Raw genomic sequence first — 20,335 nt, forward strand, 5'->3', positions numbered from 1 at the left:
GTTATGGCTATTCCTTCCCGTTTCACAAAAGTAAAGATCGCGGCGGGGTATACTTTGTTGCTGGTCGTGTTATTGTTCTCTCTGTTGTTCGTACATAGGGAGATGGAGAAATTGTCTGATACGGATGATGTACAAAGTTTACAGACGGACAGTTTACTTCTTCTGTTGAAAGAAAAGGATGAAAATACCATCCGGATGCTTCAGATCATCAATGAAGCGAATGAAAGCATGATTACTCCGGTTGAGTTGGATTCCATTATTGCCGAGCAGGATACGGTGATCACCCAGCAGCGTGTGCAGCACCGTATCATTACCAAACGCGATTCTGTTATTACCAAGCGAAAAAAGAAGGGTTTTTTTAGGAGGCTTGGTGAGGTTTTTGTGCCTTCAAAGGAAGATACTGCTGTATTGGTCAATACAGCAGTAGAGTTTGCCACGGACACTATTCTTGAATCTTATAACCCGATTGACTCGTTACATCAGCGTATACGTACGGTAACCAAGCGGAAGGCAAAGCCGGCAGTACGCCCTAATTATAATGCCCGCCTCCGTCGGATGAACAGGGAACTGACCACTCGCATAGACAGTATGATTACAACTTATGAACAGGTAGTCACCCGGCGTGCTGTGGATAATGCGTCCGAACAGCAAGAGCTTCGCAATAGATCCACTCGAACTATCGGAGGAATTGCCGTTGCTGCTGTATTGTTGTCTGCTTGTTTCTTGATTATGATCTGGCGGGATATTACCCGTAGCAATCGTTACCGTAGAGAATTGGAAGAGGCCAATAAACGTGCAGAAGCGTTACTTGAGGCCCGCGAAAAGTTAATGCTTGCCATTACTCATGACTTTAAAGCTCCTCTGGGTTCTATTATCGGATATACGGATTTGCTTTCAGGGTTGACAACGGACGAAAGGCAACGATTCTACCTGGACAATATGAAAAGTTCTTCGCAACATTTGCTTAAACTGGTAAGTGATTTGCTTGATTTCCATCGGTTGGATCTGAATAAAGCAGAAGTCAACCGGGTTACATTCAATCCGGCACAACTGTTCGAAGAGATTCGTGTAAGTTTCAAACCACTGACCGATGCCAAACACTTAGCTTTGGACTACAGTATAGATTCTGAGTTGGATGGACGTTTTATCAGCGATCCTTTACGCATCCGGCAAATTGTGAATAATTTGCTTTCGAATGCTGTGAAATTTACAGTAAAGGGCAATATCGCATTGAATGTCACCTACCATTCATCCAGTGTCCGCATTGAGGTTGCGGATACGGGTAAAGGAATGGCGCCCGGCGATCGTGAGAAGATTTTTCAGGAGTTTACCCGATTACCCGGAGCACAGGGGGAGGAAGGATTTGGGTTGGGACTTTCTATCGTTCACAAACTTGTGACGTTACTTGAAGGCTCGATTAGCGTGCAAAGTACGCTGGGGGAAGGAAGCCGTTTTATTGTCATTTTGCCACTGTATCCGGTAGGGCCTGTTGTCGGGGAGAAGCAGGAGGAGGCAGTTGTTTCAACCTCAGCTCCAGACCAGGCTGGTGATAGAGAAGAAATATCCTCCCAAAAGCTAAATCATGTTTTATTGATTGATGATGACCGGATTCAATTGGCACTGACCGCGGCTATGCTTGAGCAGCAGAATATTCGAGCTACTTGCTGTCAGCAGCCGGACGAGTTGATAGAACAACTTCGTACTTCTTCATTTGACGTATTGCTGACTGACGTTCAGATGCCTGCCATTAACGGGTTCGATTTGCTGAAGTTATTGCGTGCATCCAATATTCCTCAGGCACGTGCTATCCCGGTTATTGCTGTTACTGCACGTAGTGAGATGGGCGAACAGGATTTCCGGGAATATGGGTTTGCGGGATGTCTGCACAAACCTTTTACGGTGAAGGAATTGTTAGCGATGATAACGGGTGAAGTCCTTGAAAATTCGCCAATCAGGCCGACGGAGACCTCTCTTGATTTTCGGGCGTTGACGGCTTTTTCCGAGGATGACTCGGAAGCAGCTTCAGCTATTATTCAAACTTTTATTGAAGAAACGGAGAAAAACCGGAGTCGGATGGAAGAATCTGTCCGGACCATGGATGTGGATGGGATAGCAGGGATGGCACATAAGCTGCTACCTCTGTTTACTTTACTTGGGGCTTCAGGAGTACTTCCCTTACTTTCGTGGTTGGAGCAGCGCCGTGGAGAAGCTATTTCGGACGAAATTGTACGAAAAGCAAAAGAAGCCCTTCAGCAAGTAGATATCGTGCTGACAGAAGCGCGCCGGTATGCGTCAGAGGATCAGTCCCGGTGATTGTTGTGAGTCTACTCATATATAAAATCATCGTCACTTTAATCTTTTTCCGGATAATTTTGTTTTCTTTGTATCACTTTTTACATTGAGATACAAGCTTCATGAAACGAAAATGGATCAAATGGGTAAGCTGGATTTTGCTTACTCCTGTCATACTCTTTGTGATACTGATGGTATTACTCTATATTCCTCCCGTACAGAATTTTCTGAGAAAGGAGGCTGCTGCTTATGCTTCCAAAGCGACCGGTATGCAGATTAATGTCCGGCGTATCGATTTGCGGTTTCCTTTAAATTTGCTGGTAAGAGGGGTTGAGGTCATTCAGACTCCCGATACATTATTATCACTTGAAAGTTTCAATGTGCATGTGCAGGCACTTCCGCTTTTTCGTGGAAAAGTAGAAGTGGATGATATCACTCTTCGTCAGGTGACTGTTAACTCTGCTGACCTGATAGATGGTATGCGTCTGAAAGGTGTCTTAGGCAGCTTTAAACTCGAAAGCCATGGGGTGGATTTACCCAATGAAGTAGCTGTTATTAATCGGGCCGAATTATCCGATACCCATGTTCAGTTACTTCTGAATGATACTACTGCTACACCGAAAGATACTGCTCAGAGTGAGGTTCGTTGGAAAGTTGATTTACGCCATTTGAAATTAAAGAATGTTTCCTTCAGCATGCAGTTACCGGCAGACAGTATGCGTTTGGCAGCCCATGTGGGAGACGCACAAATCAATGAAGCCGAAGCCGATTTGAAGAATCTGCGTTACGGGCTTCGCAGCTTTTTGTTGTCGGGTACTTCTGTGAATTATGATGTGGGTTCGATGGAACCAGCCGAAGGCTTTGATCCGTCACATATTGCTTTGCGTGATATACGTATCGGGCTCGATTCGATGTATTATCGCGGGCGTAATATGAATGCTGTCATCCGTGAGTTTTCGATGAACGACCGGTCCGGGTTAAGTGTCACTTCACTTACCGGGCGTGTGTTTGCCAATGATACTGTCATCCGGGTGCCGGACTTGAAACTGTTGACACCCCATTCTGAAATAAATTTTACGGCACAGACCTATTGGGAGTTGGTGAATATTCCTACGACCGGACGGCTGACCGCACGCTTTAATGCGATGATCGGGAAGCAGGATGTTCTGCTTCTTGCCGGTGGGTTGCCTGATAGCTTCAAGGAGGCCTATCCTTTCCGCCCTTTGGTGATACGTGCCGGTACGGAGGGCAATCTGAAAGAGATGCAGATCACTCGTTTCAGCGCTGAGCTACCCGGAGCTTTCTCACTTTCGGGAGGTGGGGAGTTGCTGAACCTGACTGATAGCGTGGAGCGGTCGGCTGTTATCGACCTGAGAATGCAGACCCAGAATCTTAATTTCCTGACAACTCTGGGTGGAACAAGGGCGGACAGTTCTCTTGTCATTCCCAATCAGATGTCGCTTGTCGCAAAAGCCCGGATGAAAGGTCCGCAATATATGGCGCAACTCTTGCTGAAAGAGGGTGAGGGATCACTGAATGTAGATGCGGCTTACAATGGAAGTACCGAGGCTTATCGGGCCGATCTGAAGGTGGAAGCCTTGCAACTCCATCATTTCCTGCCTAAAGATTCGATTTATGAACTGACTACATCGGTAGCAGCAGTAGGCAGGGGAACGGACTTTACTTCTTATCGTACAGTTGCTTCACTGAAAGCCTCGTTGGAGTCACTCCATTACGGACGTTACCGTATTTCGGGAATTGAAGTGACCGGTGATGTTAAGAATGCACTTGCCACAGCCCATGTGGTTAGTGACAACCGGTTGTTGAAGATGAACGCCAATGCCGAATATCATCTTGCCAAACCCTACATGGACGGAAAGGCTGATTTGGATGTTACCCAACTCGACTTGTACGAACTGGGTATTGCTCCCAAACCCTTGAAGCATCCTTTAGCTTTTAATTTTACAGCAGAGGCCCGTCGTGACCGTATTTTCACCCATCTTACGGCTGGTGATATGAAACTTAACCTTTCGGCACGTTCCAGTCTGGACAAGTTGATTGAACAATCTACTCACTTTGCCGATGTGCTGATTGAGCAGATTGATAAAAAAGAGCTTGATCATGGAGAATTGCGTAAGGCGTTGCCTACTGCCATTTTTTCGATGTCTGCCGGTAAAGAAAATCCTCTGGCATATTATCTGGCAACAAAAGATATTGCTTTTCATGATATGGGTGTGAAGTTTGGCACCGCTCCCGATTGGGGTATCAACGGAAAAGCTGCTATTCACGCATTGAAGATGGATACCCTGCAATTGGATACGATTTACTTTACTGTCAAACAAGATACGACTCGCATGAGTTTGCATGGAGGAGTCATCAACGGACCCAAGAATCCGCAGATTGTATTTAAATCGAGTATTGCCGGAGAAATACGCAACGATGATGCAGAACTCACGTTGCGCTATGAAAATGATAAAGGAGAAACCGGTGTACTTTTCGGTGTGAATGTCCGTCCATTGGTTGAGGGAAGTGGAAAAGGGGAGGGACTTGCTTTCACGCTGATACCGGAGAACCCCATTATCGCTTTTCGGAAGTTCCACTTCGTAGACCGGCACAACTGGATATATCTTCATAAAAACATGCGTCTGTATGCCAATGTCGATATGGTAGATGATGAAGATATGGGATTCCGAATGAAATCAAACCAGAGTGACACCGTGTCATTGCAGAATATTGACGTGGAGTTGCAACGCATCCGGTTGGCTGAGATCAGTAAGGTACTTCCTTACCTTCCTGATTTGTCCGGTCTCTTCTCGGCTGAGGCCAATTATGTGCAGACAGCTACTTCTTTGCAGGTATCTGCCGAGGCCACTATCGATGAACTGACTTATGAGCGCCAACGTATCGGAGACGTTGCACTTGGGGTAACGTGGCTTCCGGGTGAAAGAGGGAAACATTACATCAGTACTTATCTGACCCATGAGGGTGAGGAAATTCTGATGGCCGACGGTTCGCTTCATCCCTCGGTAACCGGTAAGGACAGTATCGAGGTAAATGCCACAATGGAGCATTTCCCGCTAAAGATAGCCAATGCTTTTGTACCGGATCAGGTTGTTAACCTTTCGGGTGATATGGATGGTGGACTGCACATAACCGGAGATACGGATCAGCCATTGGTCAATGGTGACCTGATTCTGGACAGCGTGTCGGTCTTCGCCCGTCAGGCGGGAGCAAGGTTTACGTTCGACAACCGTCCCGTACAGATTAAGAACAGTCGTTTGATGTTCGACAAATTTGCTATTTTTACCACCAGTAAGAATCCTTTCACGATTGATGGTACAGTCGATTTTCGCGATTTGAGCAGTCCTAAAGTGAATCTGTCGATGTTGGCGGAAAACTACATGCTGCTCAACGCTCCCCGTACTAAAGAGAGTCTGGTATATGGAAAAGTGTTTGTGGACTTTAATGCAACTTTGCGTGGTCCGGTGGATGCGTTGGTGATGCGTGGCAATATGAACCTGCTGGGCAATACGGATGTCACCTATGTCTTGATGGATTCGCCGCTCACTGTGCAAGACCGGTTGGGGGACTTGGTTACTTTTACTTCTTTCAGTGATACGACCACCGTACAGAAAGAAGAAGCTCCTGTCGTGTCACTTGGCGGACTCGATATGATTATGACTGTGCAGATTGATCCCGGAGTCCGGTTGAAAGCGGATTTGAGTGCTGACCGCAGCAGCCGGGTCGAATTGCAGGGAGGAGGTAATCTGAGCATGCAATATACTCCACAAGGAGACTTATCTCTTTCAGGACGATATACCCTTACGGGGGGAATGATGAAATATGCCCTTCCTGTGATTCCGTTGAAAGAATTCAATATAAACAATGGCAGCTATGTAGAATGGACGGGAAACCCGATGGACCCGATGCTAAACCTGAAAGCCACCGAGCGCCTTCGTGCTTCGGTAGGCAGCGAAAGCGGACAGTCGCGTATGGTTAACTTTGACGTGTCGATTGTCGTGAAGAATCGTTTGGATAACCTTTCGCTGGCTTTTGAAATTGATGCACCCGATGATGCAGAAGTGCAGAATCAGTTGGCTTCTATGAGTGCTGACGAACGTGGGAAGCAAGCCATTGCCATGCTAGCTACCGGACTCTATCTTGCAAATTCCGGAAGTTCCGGAGGTGGCGGACTGAATATGGGATCGGCACTAAACAGTATACTTTCCAGTCAGATCAACGCATTGGCGGGTAATTTGAAGAATGCCAGTTTTTCGATGGGGGTAGAAGACCATGATGCTGCCGATGCAGGCGGAAAGCGTACCGACTATAGTTTCCGTTATTCACAGCGTTTCTTCAACGATCGTTTCCAGATAGTGCTTGGCGGCAAGGTATCTACCGGTGCACAAGCTACAAATGATGTTGAATCGTTTATCGATAATATTTCTTTGGAATATCGTCTCGATACATCCGGAACCCGTTACATCCGTCTTTTCCATAATAAGAATTATGAAAGTGTGCTTGAAGGAGAAATTACGGAGACCGGTATCGGTCTGGTACTGCGTAAGCGTATCGACAGATTAAGTGAGTTGTTTATTTTCCGTAAAAAGAAGAAGACGTCTCCTGATACACAGAAGGCTTCATCAACCGGTGAAGCACATCAGTAATTGATTAATAAAAGAGATTAAAATAGGATGATACGTAAAAAGATATTTCATATATTTCTTGGCACCATACAAGCCGGTTTGGTAATGCTGCTTTTGGGAGCTTGTTCTACGACCAAACATTTGCCCGAAGGAGAAGTGCTTTATACCGGATCGAAAACTATTATTGAAAACCGTCCGCAGGCACCTTTGACGGACGATGCCCTGACAGAACTGGATGCTGCGCTCGAAAAGGCTCCCAGTACAAAGGTGTTGGGATTCATTCCTATCCCTTTTAAAATGTGGGCTTACAACAGTCTGGTTCATTATAAGAAAGGATTCGGGCGCTGGCTCTTTAATCGATTTGCCGCCAATCCTCCCGTATTCATTTCTACTGTTAATCCGGAGATACGTGCCAAGGTGGGTACTAATTTGCTGCACGATTATGGATACTTTAATGGTACGGTCCGTTATCAGACTCTGCCGGACAAGAAAGACAGCCTGAAAGCAAGCATACGTTATACGGTTGACATGAAAGACCCTTATTATATTGATACGGTTTATTACACTCGTTTCAATCCGCGTACGTTGAGAATCATGGAGAGAGGGCGACGAGGTTCGCTGTTGACACCGGGCGAACAGTTCAATGTCAGTGATCTTGACGAAGAACGTAGCCGTATCAGCGCTTTGCTGCGTAACCGGGGATATTTCTATTTTCGTCCGGATTACATGAAATATCAGGCGGATACTCTGTTGAATCCCGGACATGTCAGTCTCCGGCTGATACCTGTACCCGGGCTTCCGGAAGCAGCCCAACGCCCATACTATGTAGGGAAGACATCGGTTTATCTGTATGGAAAGGGTGGAGAAGTGCCTAACAGCACACTTGAATACCGTGGACTTGACATTCATTATTATAAGAAAATGCAGGTGCGTCCGAATATGCTTTACCGTTGGCTGAATTATCAGGCATATGTCCGCAATGATTCTTTACGTAACTCCGCCCATAGCCGCTTGTATAGCCAATACCGGCAGACACGTATTCAGGAACGTCTTTCACAATTGAGTATTTTTCGTTATCTCGATCTGCAATATATACCTCAGGACTCTACGGCAACATGTGACACACTGAACGTACGTTTACAGGCTACATTTGATAAACCGTATGATGCCGAACTGGAATTTAACCTGACGACCAAGAGTAACAACCAGACCGGGCCGGGGGCATCTTTCGGGCTGACTCGTTACAATGTATTCGGTGGGGGAGAAACGTGGAATGTAAAATTGAAAGGTTCTTATGAATGGCAGACCGGGCAGAATAAAGGAAGTTCATTGATGAATAGCTGGGAGATGGGAGTGTCTACGGCTTTGACTTTCCCCCGGGTGGTATTTCCTTCTTTCGGAGGACGTGAATATGACTTCCCGGCAACAACTACTTTCCGTTTGTATATCGACCAGCTGAACCGTGCCAAATATTATAAACTATTGGCGTTCGGGGGGAATGCCACTTATGATTTTCAGCCGACTCGTACCAGCCGTCACAGCCTGACACCCCTCCGGGTGACTTTCAATGTGCTGCAACATACAACAAAAGCTTTTGAAGAGATAGCCGAACAAAATAAGGCATTGTACCGCAGTTTACAGAATCAGTTTATTCCGGCCATGGAATATACTTATACGTTTGATAACGCAGCTTTGCGCGGGGTGCGTAATCCTATTTGGTGGCAGACTACGTTTACTTCTGCCGGAAATATCACTTCCGGCATTTACCGTATTTTCGGACGGAAGTTTAGCCAGAAAGACAAAAAGTTGTTTGGTGTTCCTTTTGCTCAATTTTTAAAGGTGAACAGTGATTTCCGTTATACTTGGAAGATCGACAAGAATCAGTCCATAGCCAGTCGTGTTGCAGGAGGAATTATCTGGGCTTATGGCAATACTAATACGGCCCCTTACAGCGAGCAGTTCTATATCGGAGGTGCCAATAGTGTACGTGCTTTTACTGCACGGAGCATTGGTCCGGGTGGATTTCGTCCCACGAAAACATCCAAGGGGCTTTATCTGGACCAGACCGGAGACATCCGTATGGAGGCTAATGTAGAATATCGTTTCCGCATTTATGGTGACTTGCATGGTGCTGTCTTTTTGGATGCAGGTAACGTCTGGATGTTGCGTAAAGATGATGAGGCGCCGGAGAAGCAATTGCGCTGGAAGACTTTCGGTAAACAGATTGCTTTGGGAACGGGTACCGGTTTGCGCTATGATCTCGATTTCCTTATTTTACGTCTGGATTGTGGCGTACCTTTGCATGACCCATACGATACGGGAAAGAAGGGATATTACAATGTGACCGGTTCTTTCTGGAAAGGGCTGGGGGTACACTTTGCTGTAGGTTATCCGTTCTAAAATAGTCGATGGCGATGAACGGAGTAAGAAAATTCTTCATACTTCGTTCTTCATTCTTCATTCTATTTTGTACTTTTGCAACGATATCTGATGAGACACATCACTAACCTTTTAATATTCACAGTTATGAAACCAACATTATTTGTGCTTGCTGCCGGCATGGGCAGTCGTTACGGAGGATTGAAACAATTGGACGGACTGGGTCCTAACGGCGAAACTATTATGGATTACTCTATCTACGATGCTATTCGTGGTGGATTTGGTAAAGTTGTATTCGTTATCCGTAAAGATTTTGAGCAGGATTTCCGTGATAAGATTCTGAGCAAATACGAAAATCATATTCCGGTGGAACTTGTGTTCCAGGCATTGGATAACCTGCCCGAAGGCTTCACTTGTCCTGCCGACCGTGTAAAACCCTGGGGTACTAACCATGCTGTCCTGATGGGTAAAGATGTTATCAAGGAACCATTTGCCGTTATCAATGCCGATGACTTCTACGGACGTGATAGCTTTGCTGTATTGGGTGCCGAACTGTCTAAGATGGACGGTAAAAAGAACGACTACTGCATGGTAGGTTACCGTGTAGGAAATACGCTTTCAGAAAGCGGATCTGTAGCCCGTGGCGTTTGCGAGACAAATCCGGAAGGTTATCTGACTACTGTGGTAGAGCGTACTGCCATCGAACGTATCGACGGTAAAGTATCATTTAAGGACGAAAACGGTGAAATGCAGACAATCGGTGATAACACTCCGGTTTCAATGAATATGTGGGGATTCACTCCCGACTATTTTGCTTATTCGGAAGAGTACTTCAAAGAATTCCTGAAAGAAAACGAAGGAAACCTGAAATCAGAATATTTCATTCCGTTGATGGTAAACAAGTTGGTGAACGAAGGCACTGCCCGCGTAAAGGTTCTGGATACTACAAGCAAATGGTTCGGCGTGACTTATGCTGCCGACCGTCAGGGTGTAGTAGATAAGATTCAGGCATTGGTAGATGCAGGCGAATATCCTAACAAACTGTTCTAAAGCTAATTTGCTTATTTCTATAATGTAGATTTTGAAAGGGACGTCTTTGTGAAGATGTCCCTTTTTAATATCAAGCCAGATCACACCTCTTCTGTGCCAAAAGCCCGGATTTCCTGTAGAAAAAGCTTTTTACTGTGCTCTGTTTCTTCTGCTTTCACCCGAATATGAAAAGGGCTTGTAAGTGAATTCTGCGATTCAGTGTCTTTTTGGTGTCTATGTTTGCAAATGGGTGTCAATTCTTTATAAGGAAATAAAGTGTATGAAGCTCCGGAACGAATGAAAAAGGATGAATATTCAAGATGTGCCACATATTTACACTCTTTTCGTTGTTTTTTCAAAATATGTGTTTATATTTGAAATATCCCTTGATACTTAATCTTGATTATATATGAAAGAACTCCTTATTCTGATTGCCCTTCTTTTCTCTTTTATTCGGCTGTCTGCCCAGTCCGATTCTATCTGGCCTCATGAGAAACTTTATGTTCATACGGACCGTGCCAATTATGAGCGCGGCGATACGGTCCGTTTCCGTGCTTACCTGATGGATACTCGCCGCGAGGCAACGGCTTACAGCCGCTACGTTTATGCCGAACTGCTGGTTGACAGTCAGGTCATCTCCCGTGAGATGGTCAAGGATGATCACGGTGTCTTTTCCGGTTACCTCTCTTTGGGCGATACGCTTCGTTCCGGCAATTATACGCTTCGTTTCTATACCCGTCATCTTTCTTCCTTGCCCCATCCCCGTTACTTCTATCGTCAGATCATTGTCGGCGGGCGTCCCTTTCAGGATTACCGCAAGGAGAGTGTGACTCGTATGGCGGCTTCCTATCATGTCTCTTTTTTTCCCGAAGGCGGACATCTTCCCTCAGGTTGTGTCAGTCGTGTCGCTTTCAAGGCTTTGAGTTCTGACGGTTTGGGGACAGATGTTCAAGGCTTTGTGCTCAATCAGCGTGGAGATACCGTCACTACACTGAGTTCGGTTCATCGGGGTATGGGCTTTTTCAATCTTGAACCGATTCCCGATGATAGTTATACAGCGGTATGTCGTAATCGTGAGGGTAAAGAGTTACGTTTCGCCCTTCCGAAGGTTGAACCGGCTTCTGCGGTAGCCCTCCGTGTCGATATTCGTAAGGATGACTTTTGGGTGCGTCTGAATTCAGGTACTGTCGTGTCTTCGAGTTATTCCCTTCGTGTCGAATATCGGGATAGTGTTCTTTTACATGCGGCTTTTTCCGGTTCCACCCCTTTGCGTGTACCTCGCTCTCCGCTGCCTCCGGGTGTACTCCGTTTTGTTTTGTTGGATGGTTCGGGTGTCCCCTTAAGCGGCCGTACCGCTTTCAATTGGAACCCTTCCGTGCGTGCTGATGTTGATTTCTCCGCTTGCCTAAAAGAGGATAAGGGACGTTCATTTTGGGATATTACTTTGGGTCTTCGTGATACTTTCGGTGAGCCGTTGAGCGGTACACTCTCTGTTTCAGTTACCGACGACCGTTATGCTCTTCAAGATACCACGGTCAATATTTTTTCCTCTTTTCTTCTGAGTTCGGACCTTCGCGGCTATGTTGAGGATTCCTCTTTCTACTTTTCCAGTGATGATTCCCGTACCTCGTATCTGTTGGACTTGTTGATGCTGACTCAGGGTTGGGTGAGATACAGCCTTGTTCCGTCCCGCAGTACCTTTTTGGTAGAGAGTAGTCAGTGCATTAGTGGCAAGGTGGTTTCCGAATATTCCGAGAAGAAGTGCATCCCTGATGCGGTTGTCACCTTATTCTCTTTCGATAAAACGGTTATGCTTCAGACGAGGAGTGACGCTTCGGGCTGTTTCCGTTTCGGCAGCCTCTCTTTTCCTCAAGGTACGCATTTCATTCTTCAGGCGCGTAAGGAAAAAGGGGGTACGGGTGTGGCGCTGTTAGTCGACCGGGATTCCATTCCGCCTGTGCATTCTTCTCTTCCCGTTTATGCGGATTGGTTTCGTGCGGAGATGGACGAGCCGATTGTAGCTGAGCAATCCGGTGATGATCCTTCTCCGGCAAGCGAGGATGTGTTTCAGCGGTCTTCTACCGACTCTTTTTTCATGGAGCAATATATAGACGAAGTTGTTGTTTCCACCAAAAGGATTGAGAAAAAGAAACGGTATGCAATCGAGTCTTCAATGGCTCACTCCGATTGGAATAAGACTTATCATGTGGACGAAATGACTCTTTCGCCCTATTCATCCACTAAAGATTTGTTGATTAATACTCCCGGGGTAGGGCAGGCAGTTGATTCGAATATGGGAGAATTTTTTATATAACACGTATACGCACAGGGATGAGTTCTACTCCTTTCCCAGCTCTATTGATGGTAGATGGATTAGAAACTTCTTATTCTGAACTTGTCGGTATCCCTGTATCTATAGTCGAATCCGTCGAGTTGGTAAAAGATGCTGCCCAAATGGCATATATTGGATCTAAAGCATCGAATGGTGCTATTCTGATCAGTACAAAATCAGGTTTAGGCACTGTTAGTAAGAAAGCATCCAATTTTAGGATGATTCGTCCCATGGGGTATCAGTTGAAACGTGAGTTTTATTCGCCTTCTTATCCGGTTGTTCACGGTGCAATAAGTAATAGTGAAAATAGTTACAAAACAATATATTGGTCTCCTGTTCTCCAGCTAAATAATGCTGTCTCTCATTTGAAATTCAGTAATCCGGAACAGAGTCAACTGACTCTTGTTGTTCAGGGGGTTGCGTCGAATGGTAAGTTGATAAACTTAATTCAAACTTTAAGTAAAGAATAGAATAATATGGTAATACTTAAGAAAATTAATGCCAAAGGCAAGCAAAGACACATTAAAGCGTTGAGTGATGATGAAATGAAGAATCTTTTTGGAGGCTATAGCTTTCCTGTGGATTCTGACTCTTGTAGTTCGAGTGATGGTATTCAGGATTGTAGTGGTATCTGTCCTCCTCATTCCTATTTTGATGGTATAGGAATAAGAACTTTAGAGCGCACTTGTGTCTTTTTAGGACATCCTGATGGTCAACATAAAGGCTGTATTTGTGCCGTACTGGATGAATATGACCGATGATTTCTGTTTTCTGAATTGGAAAGTTTTTTTATATCTTATGTGTCTTATAAAGGCATCTTAATTATGGTATAAATTGTTTTTGTGACTTGTGTGAGATGTTTTGTTTGATTTTGTGCTTATTCTAAAATATTTGCTTATATTTGACTCGTTGCCAGGACTTAACTCTAACAGCTTATGAAAAAAATCTTTATTTTAATTTTCTTTCTTTTGCATAGTGTTGTTTGGCTATCTGCCCAGTCTGATCATATCTGTCCTCACGAGAAACTTTATGTCCATACGGACCGTGCCAATTATGAGCGTAGTGATACGGTCCGTTTCCGTGCTTATCTGATGGATACTCGCCGCGAGGCAACGGCTTACAGCCGCTACGTTTATGCCGAACTGCTGGCTGACAGTCAGGTCATCTCCCGTGAGATGGTCAAGGATGATCACGGTGTCTTTTCCGGTTACCTCTCTTTGGGCGATACACTTCGTTCCGGCAATTATACGCTTCGTTTCTATACCCGTCATCTTTCTTCTTTGCCCGCTCCCCGTTACTTCTATCGTCAGATCATTGTCGGCGGGCGTCCCTTTCAGGATTACCGCAAGGAGAGCGTGACTCGTATGGCGGCTTCCTACCATGTCTCTTTCTTTCCGGAAGGGGGACGTCTCCCTTCGGGTTGTGTCAGCCGTGTCGCTTTCAAGGCTTTGAGTCCCGATGGTTTGGGAACAGATGTGCAGGGCTTTGTGGTCAATCAGCGTGGAGATACCGTCACCACGTTGCGTTCCGTCCATCGGGGGATGGGCTTCTTCAATCTTGAACCTGTTTCGGGTGACAGCTATACGGCGGTGTGCCGTAATCGTGAGGGGATGGAGCTTCGCTTTCCATTACCTCCGGCGGATCCTTCTGCCGTCAGCCTCCGTGTCGATGTCCGTAAGGATGACTTTCTGGTGCGTTTGAATTCAGGTGTTTCCCTGTCTCCGGGTCATTCCCTTCGTGTGGAATATCGGGATAGTATTCTTTTGCATGCGGCTTTCTCCGGTTCCAGGCCTTTGCGGCTTCCCCGTTCTCCGCTGCCTCCGGGTGTACTCCGTTTTGTTTTGTTGGATGGTTCGGGCGTTCCTATAAGTGGTCGTACCGCTTTCAATCAGAGTCCTTCCGTGCGTGCCGACGTTGATTTCTCGGCTCGCTTGAAAGAAGAGAAGGGACGTTCGTTTTGGGATGTCAGCTTGGGGCTTCGTGATTCCTCGGGTGAGCCGTTGGGCGGTACCCTTTCTGTTTCGGTCACCGACGACCGCTATGCTCTTCAGGATACCACGGTAAATATCCTTTCTTCTTTTCTTCTGAGTTCTGACCTTCAGGGCTATGTTGAGGCTCCCTCTTTCTATTTTTCCGGTGATGACTCCCGTACCTCGTATCTGTTGGACTTGTTGATGCTGACTCAGGGCTGGGTGAAATACAGCCTTGTTCCGGATCGGGGTTCTTTTCCGGTGGAGGGTAGTCAGTGTGTCAGTGGCAAGGTGGTTTCCGAATATTCGGAAAAGAAGTGTATCGCTGATGCGGTTGTCACTTTATTCTCTTTCGATAAAAAGATTATGCGTCAGACGACGAGTGATGCTTCGGGCTGTTTCCGTTTCGACAGTCTTTCCTTCCCCCGGGGTACGCATTTCATTCTTCAGGCGCGTAAGAAAAAGGGAGGTACAGATGTGGCGCTGTTGGTCGATCGGGATTCCGTTCCTTCTGTACATTCTTCTCTTCCCGTTTATGCGGATTGGTTTCGTGCAGAGATGGATGAACCGGTTGTTTCCGAACAATCCGACAATGATCCTTCTCCGACCAGTGCGAATGTGTTTCAACGACCTTCTACCGCCCCTTTTTCCATGGAGCAATATTTAGACGAAGTTGTTGTTTCCACTAAAAAGATTGAGAAAAAGAAACGGTATGCAATCGAATCTTTAATGGCTCACTCCGATTGGAATAAGACTTATCATGTGGACGAAATGACTCTTTCGCCTTATTCATCTACTAAAGATTTGTTGATTAATACTCCCGGAGTAGGGTGGGCAGTCGATTCGAATTCAGGAGAAGAGTTCTTTTATATATCGAGGCTTGGAGGACAGGCCTTATTAATGATAGATGGATTTCAGGCTACATATTCTGAATTGGTCGGAATGCCAGTATCTTTGGTTGAATCTGTAGAATTAATTAAAGATGTTGCTCAAATGTCCCTTTTGGGTGGAAAAGCATTGAATGGAGTCATTATGATAAGTACAAAATCAGATTGGACTTCGGTTAACAGGGTATCTAATTTTAGAGTGGTCCAGCCTAAGGGATATCAGGTGAAACGTGAATTCTATTCACCTTTTTATTCATTTGCTAATAATAAAAGAGCAAATGGTTGCAAAACAATATATTGGTCACCGGATCTTCTGCTTGATAAAGCGGCTTCTCATTTGGAATTTGGTGCTCCCCTAATCTCTTTAACGATTGTGATACAGGGAATTACATCAAGTGGCGAATTAGTTAATTTTATTAGGATATTAAAAAATGAACAATAACATGGTTATATAAAAAAAAATAATGCAAAAAACAAGCAAGAACAGAATGTAAGGATTTTAAGTGATGATGAAATGAAAAATATTTTTGGAGGATATAGCTATCCTTTTGTTGGTGGTTCTTGTGTTACAAATCAAGGTAGTAGCTGTAGTGGTGAATGCCCTCCAGCAGTATTATATGAAAATCCATCTTGGCATGATCTAAATCATCCAATTTTATTAGACCGCACATGTATAACTTCTTCTTTCTTTCCCAATGAACAGCCAATGAATTGTATTTGTGTTGTTCTGGATGAATATGATGGGAGGTGATTTATATATTGTTTTTAACCATTTGTAATTGCTATGAAAGACGAATTAAATTCTCAATTATTAACTCTTGCTAATCATCAAATATTGCAAGATACTTTTACGTCGGATATTGGCCTGTTTTCTGGAAAGATGGGTAGAGCCTTATGTTCTTTCTTATAATAGTTTGTTAAAATTTATCCAAGCTTAAGCAGCTTTGGCTGTAAATAAAATGAGTCCTTTGAAAATTTTGTCAATAACTTGTATGTCTGGGTTAATCCCAAACACGCAAATAAATTGTTCAAGCATATAAGCATTGTGTATTACTGACTTGCAAGATGATATGGAATATGTTGTTCCGAGCCTTTTACATGCCGCTTTGGTCAAGTTGACAGCAGCGAACGATGCATTGAAGTGAAAATCCAGCTTTCTGAAGTCTGTTGACTGATAATTGGTGATTCCAGCATGCTGCTTGCCATCTCTAAAGCAAAATTCCAGTTGGAATCTTGTTCTGTAATAATCCAGCACTTCGCGTCCATCCATAGAATCGTCTGTAGAGAAATAAAGCTGCCACTTGTCTGTCCTTCCGTCCATCGGATACCAGAAGGATAAGGAAACGTACCTTTTGAGAGCTTTTGCATATACCCTCAATTCATACAGTTTTCCTTTATTCACTTCGTATTCCTTACATCGGGTCAGATCCAGATTGGCAAAGTCAATCTTGCCGTCAAACCATTTAGGATGACCTCGTTTTCCTGTTTTCTTTTCCAATGTTGGATAGTAGAGGATTGCATCATTCCTCAAGCGGCTAATGACATGGAAGTTATTCTCACACATAGGCGTTATGAAAGTTTCCTTGGAAAAGAATACGTCCGCAACCACCGTTCTGGATATTCTCCGTATCTTGTCTTTTTTACTGATAAGATAACTGCTATACCAATCAACGAGGTTTTTACCCATACTATCATTCTCAAAAAGGTTACGGTATGTCTGCTCCGAAAAGCAACCATACCTACCCAATTGAAGGAAATTTATACGATCCGGTATAGCCATGAATAATTTCATAGTATCCATGAAGGCCTTTTCAAAAGGTTTGCTTATATTTACGACTTATTTGAGAGCCGACAGGCACTCAGATTGGTATTGCATAAGGAGTGTTTCTTTAGTCATAATCAGAAGATTTCGAAGACTTCCAATTTTCTAAATATCAACGACTTATGTAATACTTTTTCTTCTTTGTTATCAGTTGTTTATCTACTTTTTCATCTACAATTCTTATTGCTTGACCATCCGTTTTGGACAATGTTTCAATGATCTCTTATATGTGTATTGAGCCAGTTTTAGTCGGTTCATGTTTAACTTTTAAAATCTCGGTAAAAATTTACCGAAGCATTATTTACGTATGAACTATGCAGAAAATTGCTCAATGAGATTTGTGAAAACATGACAACTTCACAATGGCTATGAACAACGACTAAGATTACAAGTCGTTCACCACAAGAATATGCCGAAGTGGAATTACCTTGTAAAGCCGGGGAGTATACACCAGATTGCTCTCAACGCCCCATAACTGTTAAATAGTTAAAAGTTAATGAATCTTTTTATCTGTTTTGTTCTTTTTCCTAATTTATCTGTTTATCTTTCGATAGACGTTTTAACCTTGATATATAGATATGAACAAACTCCTTACTTTCATATTCTTCCTTCTGTATGGCTTCGTTGGGTCATCTGCCCAATCCTGTCATATCGGGTCTCACGAGAAACTTTACGTCCATACGGATCGTGCCAATTACGAGCGTGGTGATACGGTCCGTTTCCGTGCCTACCTGCTGGATACCCGCCCGGAGGCAACGGCTTACAGCCGCTACGTTTATGCTGAATTGCTGGCCGACAGCCAGGTCATCTCCCGTGAGATGGTGAAGGATGATCACGGTGTTTTTTCCGGTTACCTCTCTTTGGGCGACACGTTGCGCTCGGGCAATTACACGCTTCGTTTCTATACCCGTTATCTTTCCTCTTTGCCCGATCCCCGTTACTTCTACCGTCAGATCATTGTCGGCGGGCGTCCCTTTCAGGACTACCGCAAGGAGAGCGTGACTCGCATGGCGGCCTCCTACCACGTCTCTTTCTTTCCCGAGGGAGGACGTCTCCCTTCGGGCTGCGTCAGCCGCGTCGCTTTCAAGGCGTTGAGTCCCGACGGTTTGGGAACGGATGTTCAGGGCTTTGTGGTCAATCAGCGTGGAGATACCGTCACTGCGTTGCGTTCCGTCCATCGGGGTATGGGCTTCTTCAACCTCGAGCCTGTTTCGGGCGACCGTTATACGGCAGTCTGCCGCAATCGCGAGGGGATGGAGCTTCGCTTCGCCCTTCCGGAAGTTGATCCGGCTTCTGCGGTGGGCCTCCGTGTCGATGTCCGTAAGGACGATTTTCTGGTACGTTTAAATTCGGGCGTTTCCCCGTTTTCCGGTTATTCCCTTCGCGTCGAATATCGGGATAGTATTCTTTTGCATGCGTCTTTCTCCGGTTCCGGGCTTTTGCGTCTTCCCCGCTCTCCGCTGCCTCCGGGTGTGCTCCGTTTTGTTTTGTTGGACGGCTCGGGCGTTCCCTTAAGCGGCCGTACCGCTTTCAATTGGAATCCTTCCGTGCGTGCCGACGTTGATTTCTCGGCTCGCTTGAAAGAAGAGAAGGGACGTTCGTTTTGGGATGTCAGTTTGGGCCTTCGCGATTCCTCGGGTGAGCCGTTGGGCGGTACACTTTCTGTTTCGGTCACCGACGACCGTTATGCTCTTCAGGATACCACGGTAAATATCCTTTCTTCTTTTCTTCTGAGTTCTGACCTTCAGGGCTATGTTGAGGCTCCCTCTTTCTATTTTTCCAGAGATGACTCCCGCACCTCATATCTGCTGGACTTGCTGATGCTGACTCAGGGTTGGGTGAAATACAGCCTTGTTCCGGATCGGGGTTTCTTTCCGGTAGAGAGCAGCCGGTGCATCAGTGGCAAGGTGGTTTCCGAATATTCCCAAAAGAAGTGTATCGCTGATGCGGTTGTCACTTTATTCTCTTTCGATAAAAAGATTATGCGTCAGACGACGAGCGATGCTTCGGGCCGTTTCCGTTTCGACGATCTTTCTTTCCCTCAGGGCACGCATCTTATTCTTCAGGCCCGCAAGGAGAAAGGGGGCACAAGCGTGGCGCTGTTAGTCGACCGTGATTCCGTTCCCCCTGTGCATTCTTCTCTTCCCGTTTATGCGGATTGGTTTCGTGCAGAGATGGATGCGCCGGTTGTTGCCGAACAATCCGGCGAGGATTCTTCCCCAACCGGCAAGGATGTGTTCCGGCACTCTTCTACCGATCCTTTTTCCATGGAGCAATATTTAGACGAAGTTGTGATCTCCACCAAAAGAATCGAGAAAAAGAAACGGTATTCCATCGAGTCTTCAATGGTCCATTCCGATTGGAACAAGACCTACCATGTGGACGAAATGACTCTTTCGCCTTATTCATCGGTCAAGGAACTATTGATAAATACTCCAGGGGTAGGGCAGGCGGTTGATTCGAATACGGGAGAATTTTTTTATATAACACGTATACGTTTAGGGATGAGTTCTACTCCTTTTCCAGCTCTATTGATGGTAGATGGACTGGAAACTTCTTATTCTGAACTTGTCGGTATCCCTGTATCTATAGTAGAATCGGTTGAGTTGATAAAAGATGCTGCTCAGATGGCATACATTGGATCTAAAGCATCGAATGGCGCTATTCTGATTAGTACAAAATCAGGTTTAGGCACTGTTGGCAAGAAAGCATCCAATTTTAGGATGATTCGTCCCATGGGGTATCAGCTGAAACGTGAGTTTTATTCGCCTTTTTATCCGGTTGTTCACGGTGCAATAAGTAATAGTGAAAATAGTTACAAAACAATATATTGGTCTCCTGTTCTCCAGCTAAATAATGCTGTCTCTCATTTGAAATTCAGTGATCCGGGACAAAGTCAATTGACTCTTGTTGTTCAAGGAATCACATCGAATGGAAAGTTGATAAATTTAATTCAAACTCTAAGTAATAAATAGAAT

General features: G+C 45.1%; 9 protein-coding genes and 1 pseudogene. 9 read left to right on the forward strand and 1 reads right to left on the reverse strand.

Annotated elements, in window-relative coordinates; translation table 11 throughout:
- Positions 1–3 precede the first annotated feature (3 nt).
- The 8 genes and pseudogenes from KO473_RS21380 to KO473_RS21415 all read left to right on the forward strand — a co-directional run bounded on the left by KO473_RS21380 (position 4) and on the right by KO473_RS21415 (position 16,286).
- The gene (locus tag KO473_RS21380; RefSeq protein ID WP_005783036.1) at positions 4–2,313 is read left to right on the forward strand and encodes an ATP-binding protein; all 2,310 of its coding nucleotides are present in this window, start codon (positions 4–6) and stop codon (positions 2,311–2,313) included.
- A gap of 101 nt (positions 2,314–2,414) precedes the next feature.
- Positions 2,415–6,959, forward strand: coding sequence for a translocation/assembly module TamB domain-containing protein (locus KO473_RS21385; protein ID WP_005822074.1), 4,545 nt, complete (start codon positions 2,415–2,417; stop codon positions 6,957–6,959).
- 27 nt (positions 6,960–6,986) lie between these two features.
- Positions 6,987–9,338 carry an outer membrane protein assembly factor gene (locus KO473_RS21390; protein WP_005810951.1) on the forward strand — a complete coding sequence of 784 codons (2,352 nt, stop codon included), beginning with the start codon at positions 6,987–6,989 and terminating at the stop codon, positions 9,336–9,338.
- Between the two features lie 126 nt (positions 9,339–9,464).
- Complete coding sequence (locus KO473_RS21395) at positions 9,465–10,367, forward strand: hypothetical protein (protein ID WP_005783042.1); 903 nt, start codon at positions 9,465–9,467, stop codon at positions 10,365–10,367.
- Positions 10,368–10,755: 388 nt separating this feature from the next.
- Positions 10,756–13,148: pseudogene (locus tag KO473_RS21400) on the forward strand (TonB-dependent receptor plug domain-containing protein).
- 6 nt (positions 13,149–13,154) lie between these two features.
- Positions 13,155–13,439 (forward strand): hypothetical protein, encoded by a 285-nt coding sequence (locus KO473_RS21405; protein ID WP_005783045.1) that lies wholly within the window; start codon positions 13,155–13,157, stop codon positions 13,437–13,439.
- Between the two features lie 174 nt (positions 13,440–13,613).
- Positions 13,614–15,977 carry a TonB-dependent receptor plug domain-containing protein gene (locus tag KO473_RS21410; protein WP_005822070.1) on the forward strand — a complete coding sequence of 788 codons (2,364 nt, stop codon included), beginning with the start codon at positions 13,614–13,616 and terminating at the stop codon, positions 15,975–15,977.
- Between the two features lie 72 nt (positions 15,978–16,049).
- Positions 16,050–16,286, forward strand: a complete 237-nt coding sequence (locus KO473_RS21415) for a hypothetical protein (protein ID WP_005822068.1) — start codon at positions 16,050–16,052, stop codon at positions 16,284–16,286.
- Between the two features lie 183 nt (positions 16,287–16,469).
- Here the strand turns inward: KO473_RS21415 and KO473_RS21420 are convergent, their stop codons facing one another.
- A complete protein-coding gene (locus tag KO473_RS21420) occupies positions 16,470–17,363 on the reverse strand; it encodes a transposase (protein WP_309544301.1) in 894 nt (297 codons plus the stop codon).
- Between the two features lie 572 nt (positions 17,364–17,935).
- Here KO473_RS21420 and KO473_RS21425 point away from each other — a divergent pair.
- Positions 17,936–20,332 carry a TonB-dependent receptor plug domain-containing protein gene (locus KO473_RS21425; protein WP_122130908.1) on the forward strand — a complete coding sequence of 799 codons (2,397 nt, stop codon included), beginning with the start codon at positions 17,936–17,938 and terminating at the stop codon, positions 20,330–20,332.
- Positions 20,333–20,335: the final 3 nt, after the last annotated feature.

It is taken from the genome of Bacteroides sp. HF-4919, from assembly GCF_018860125.1.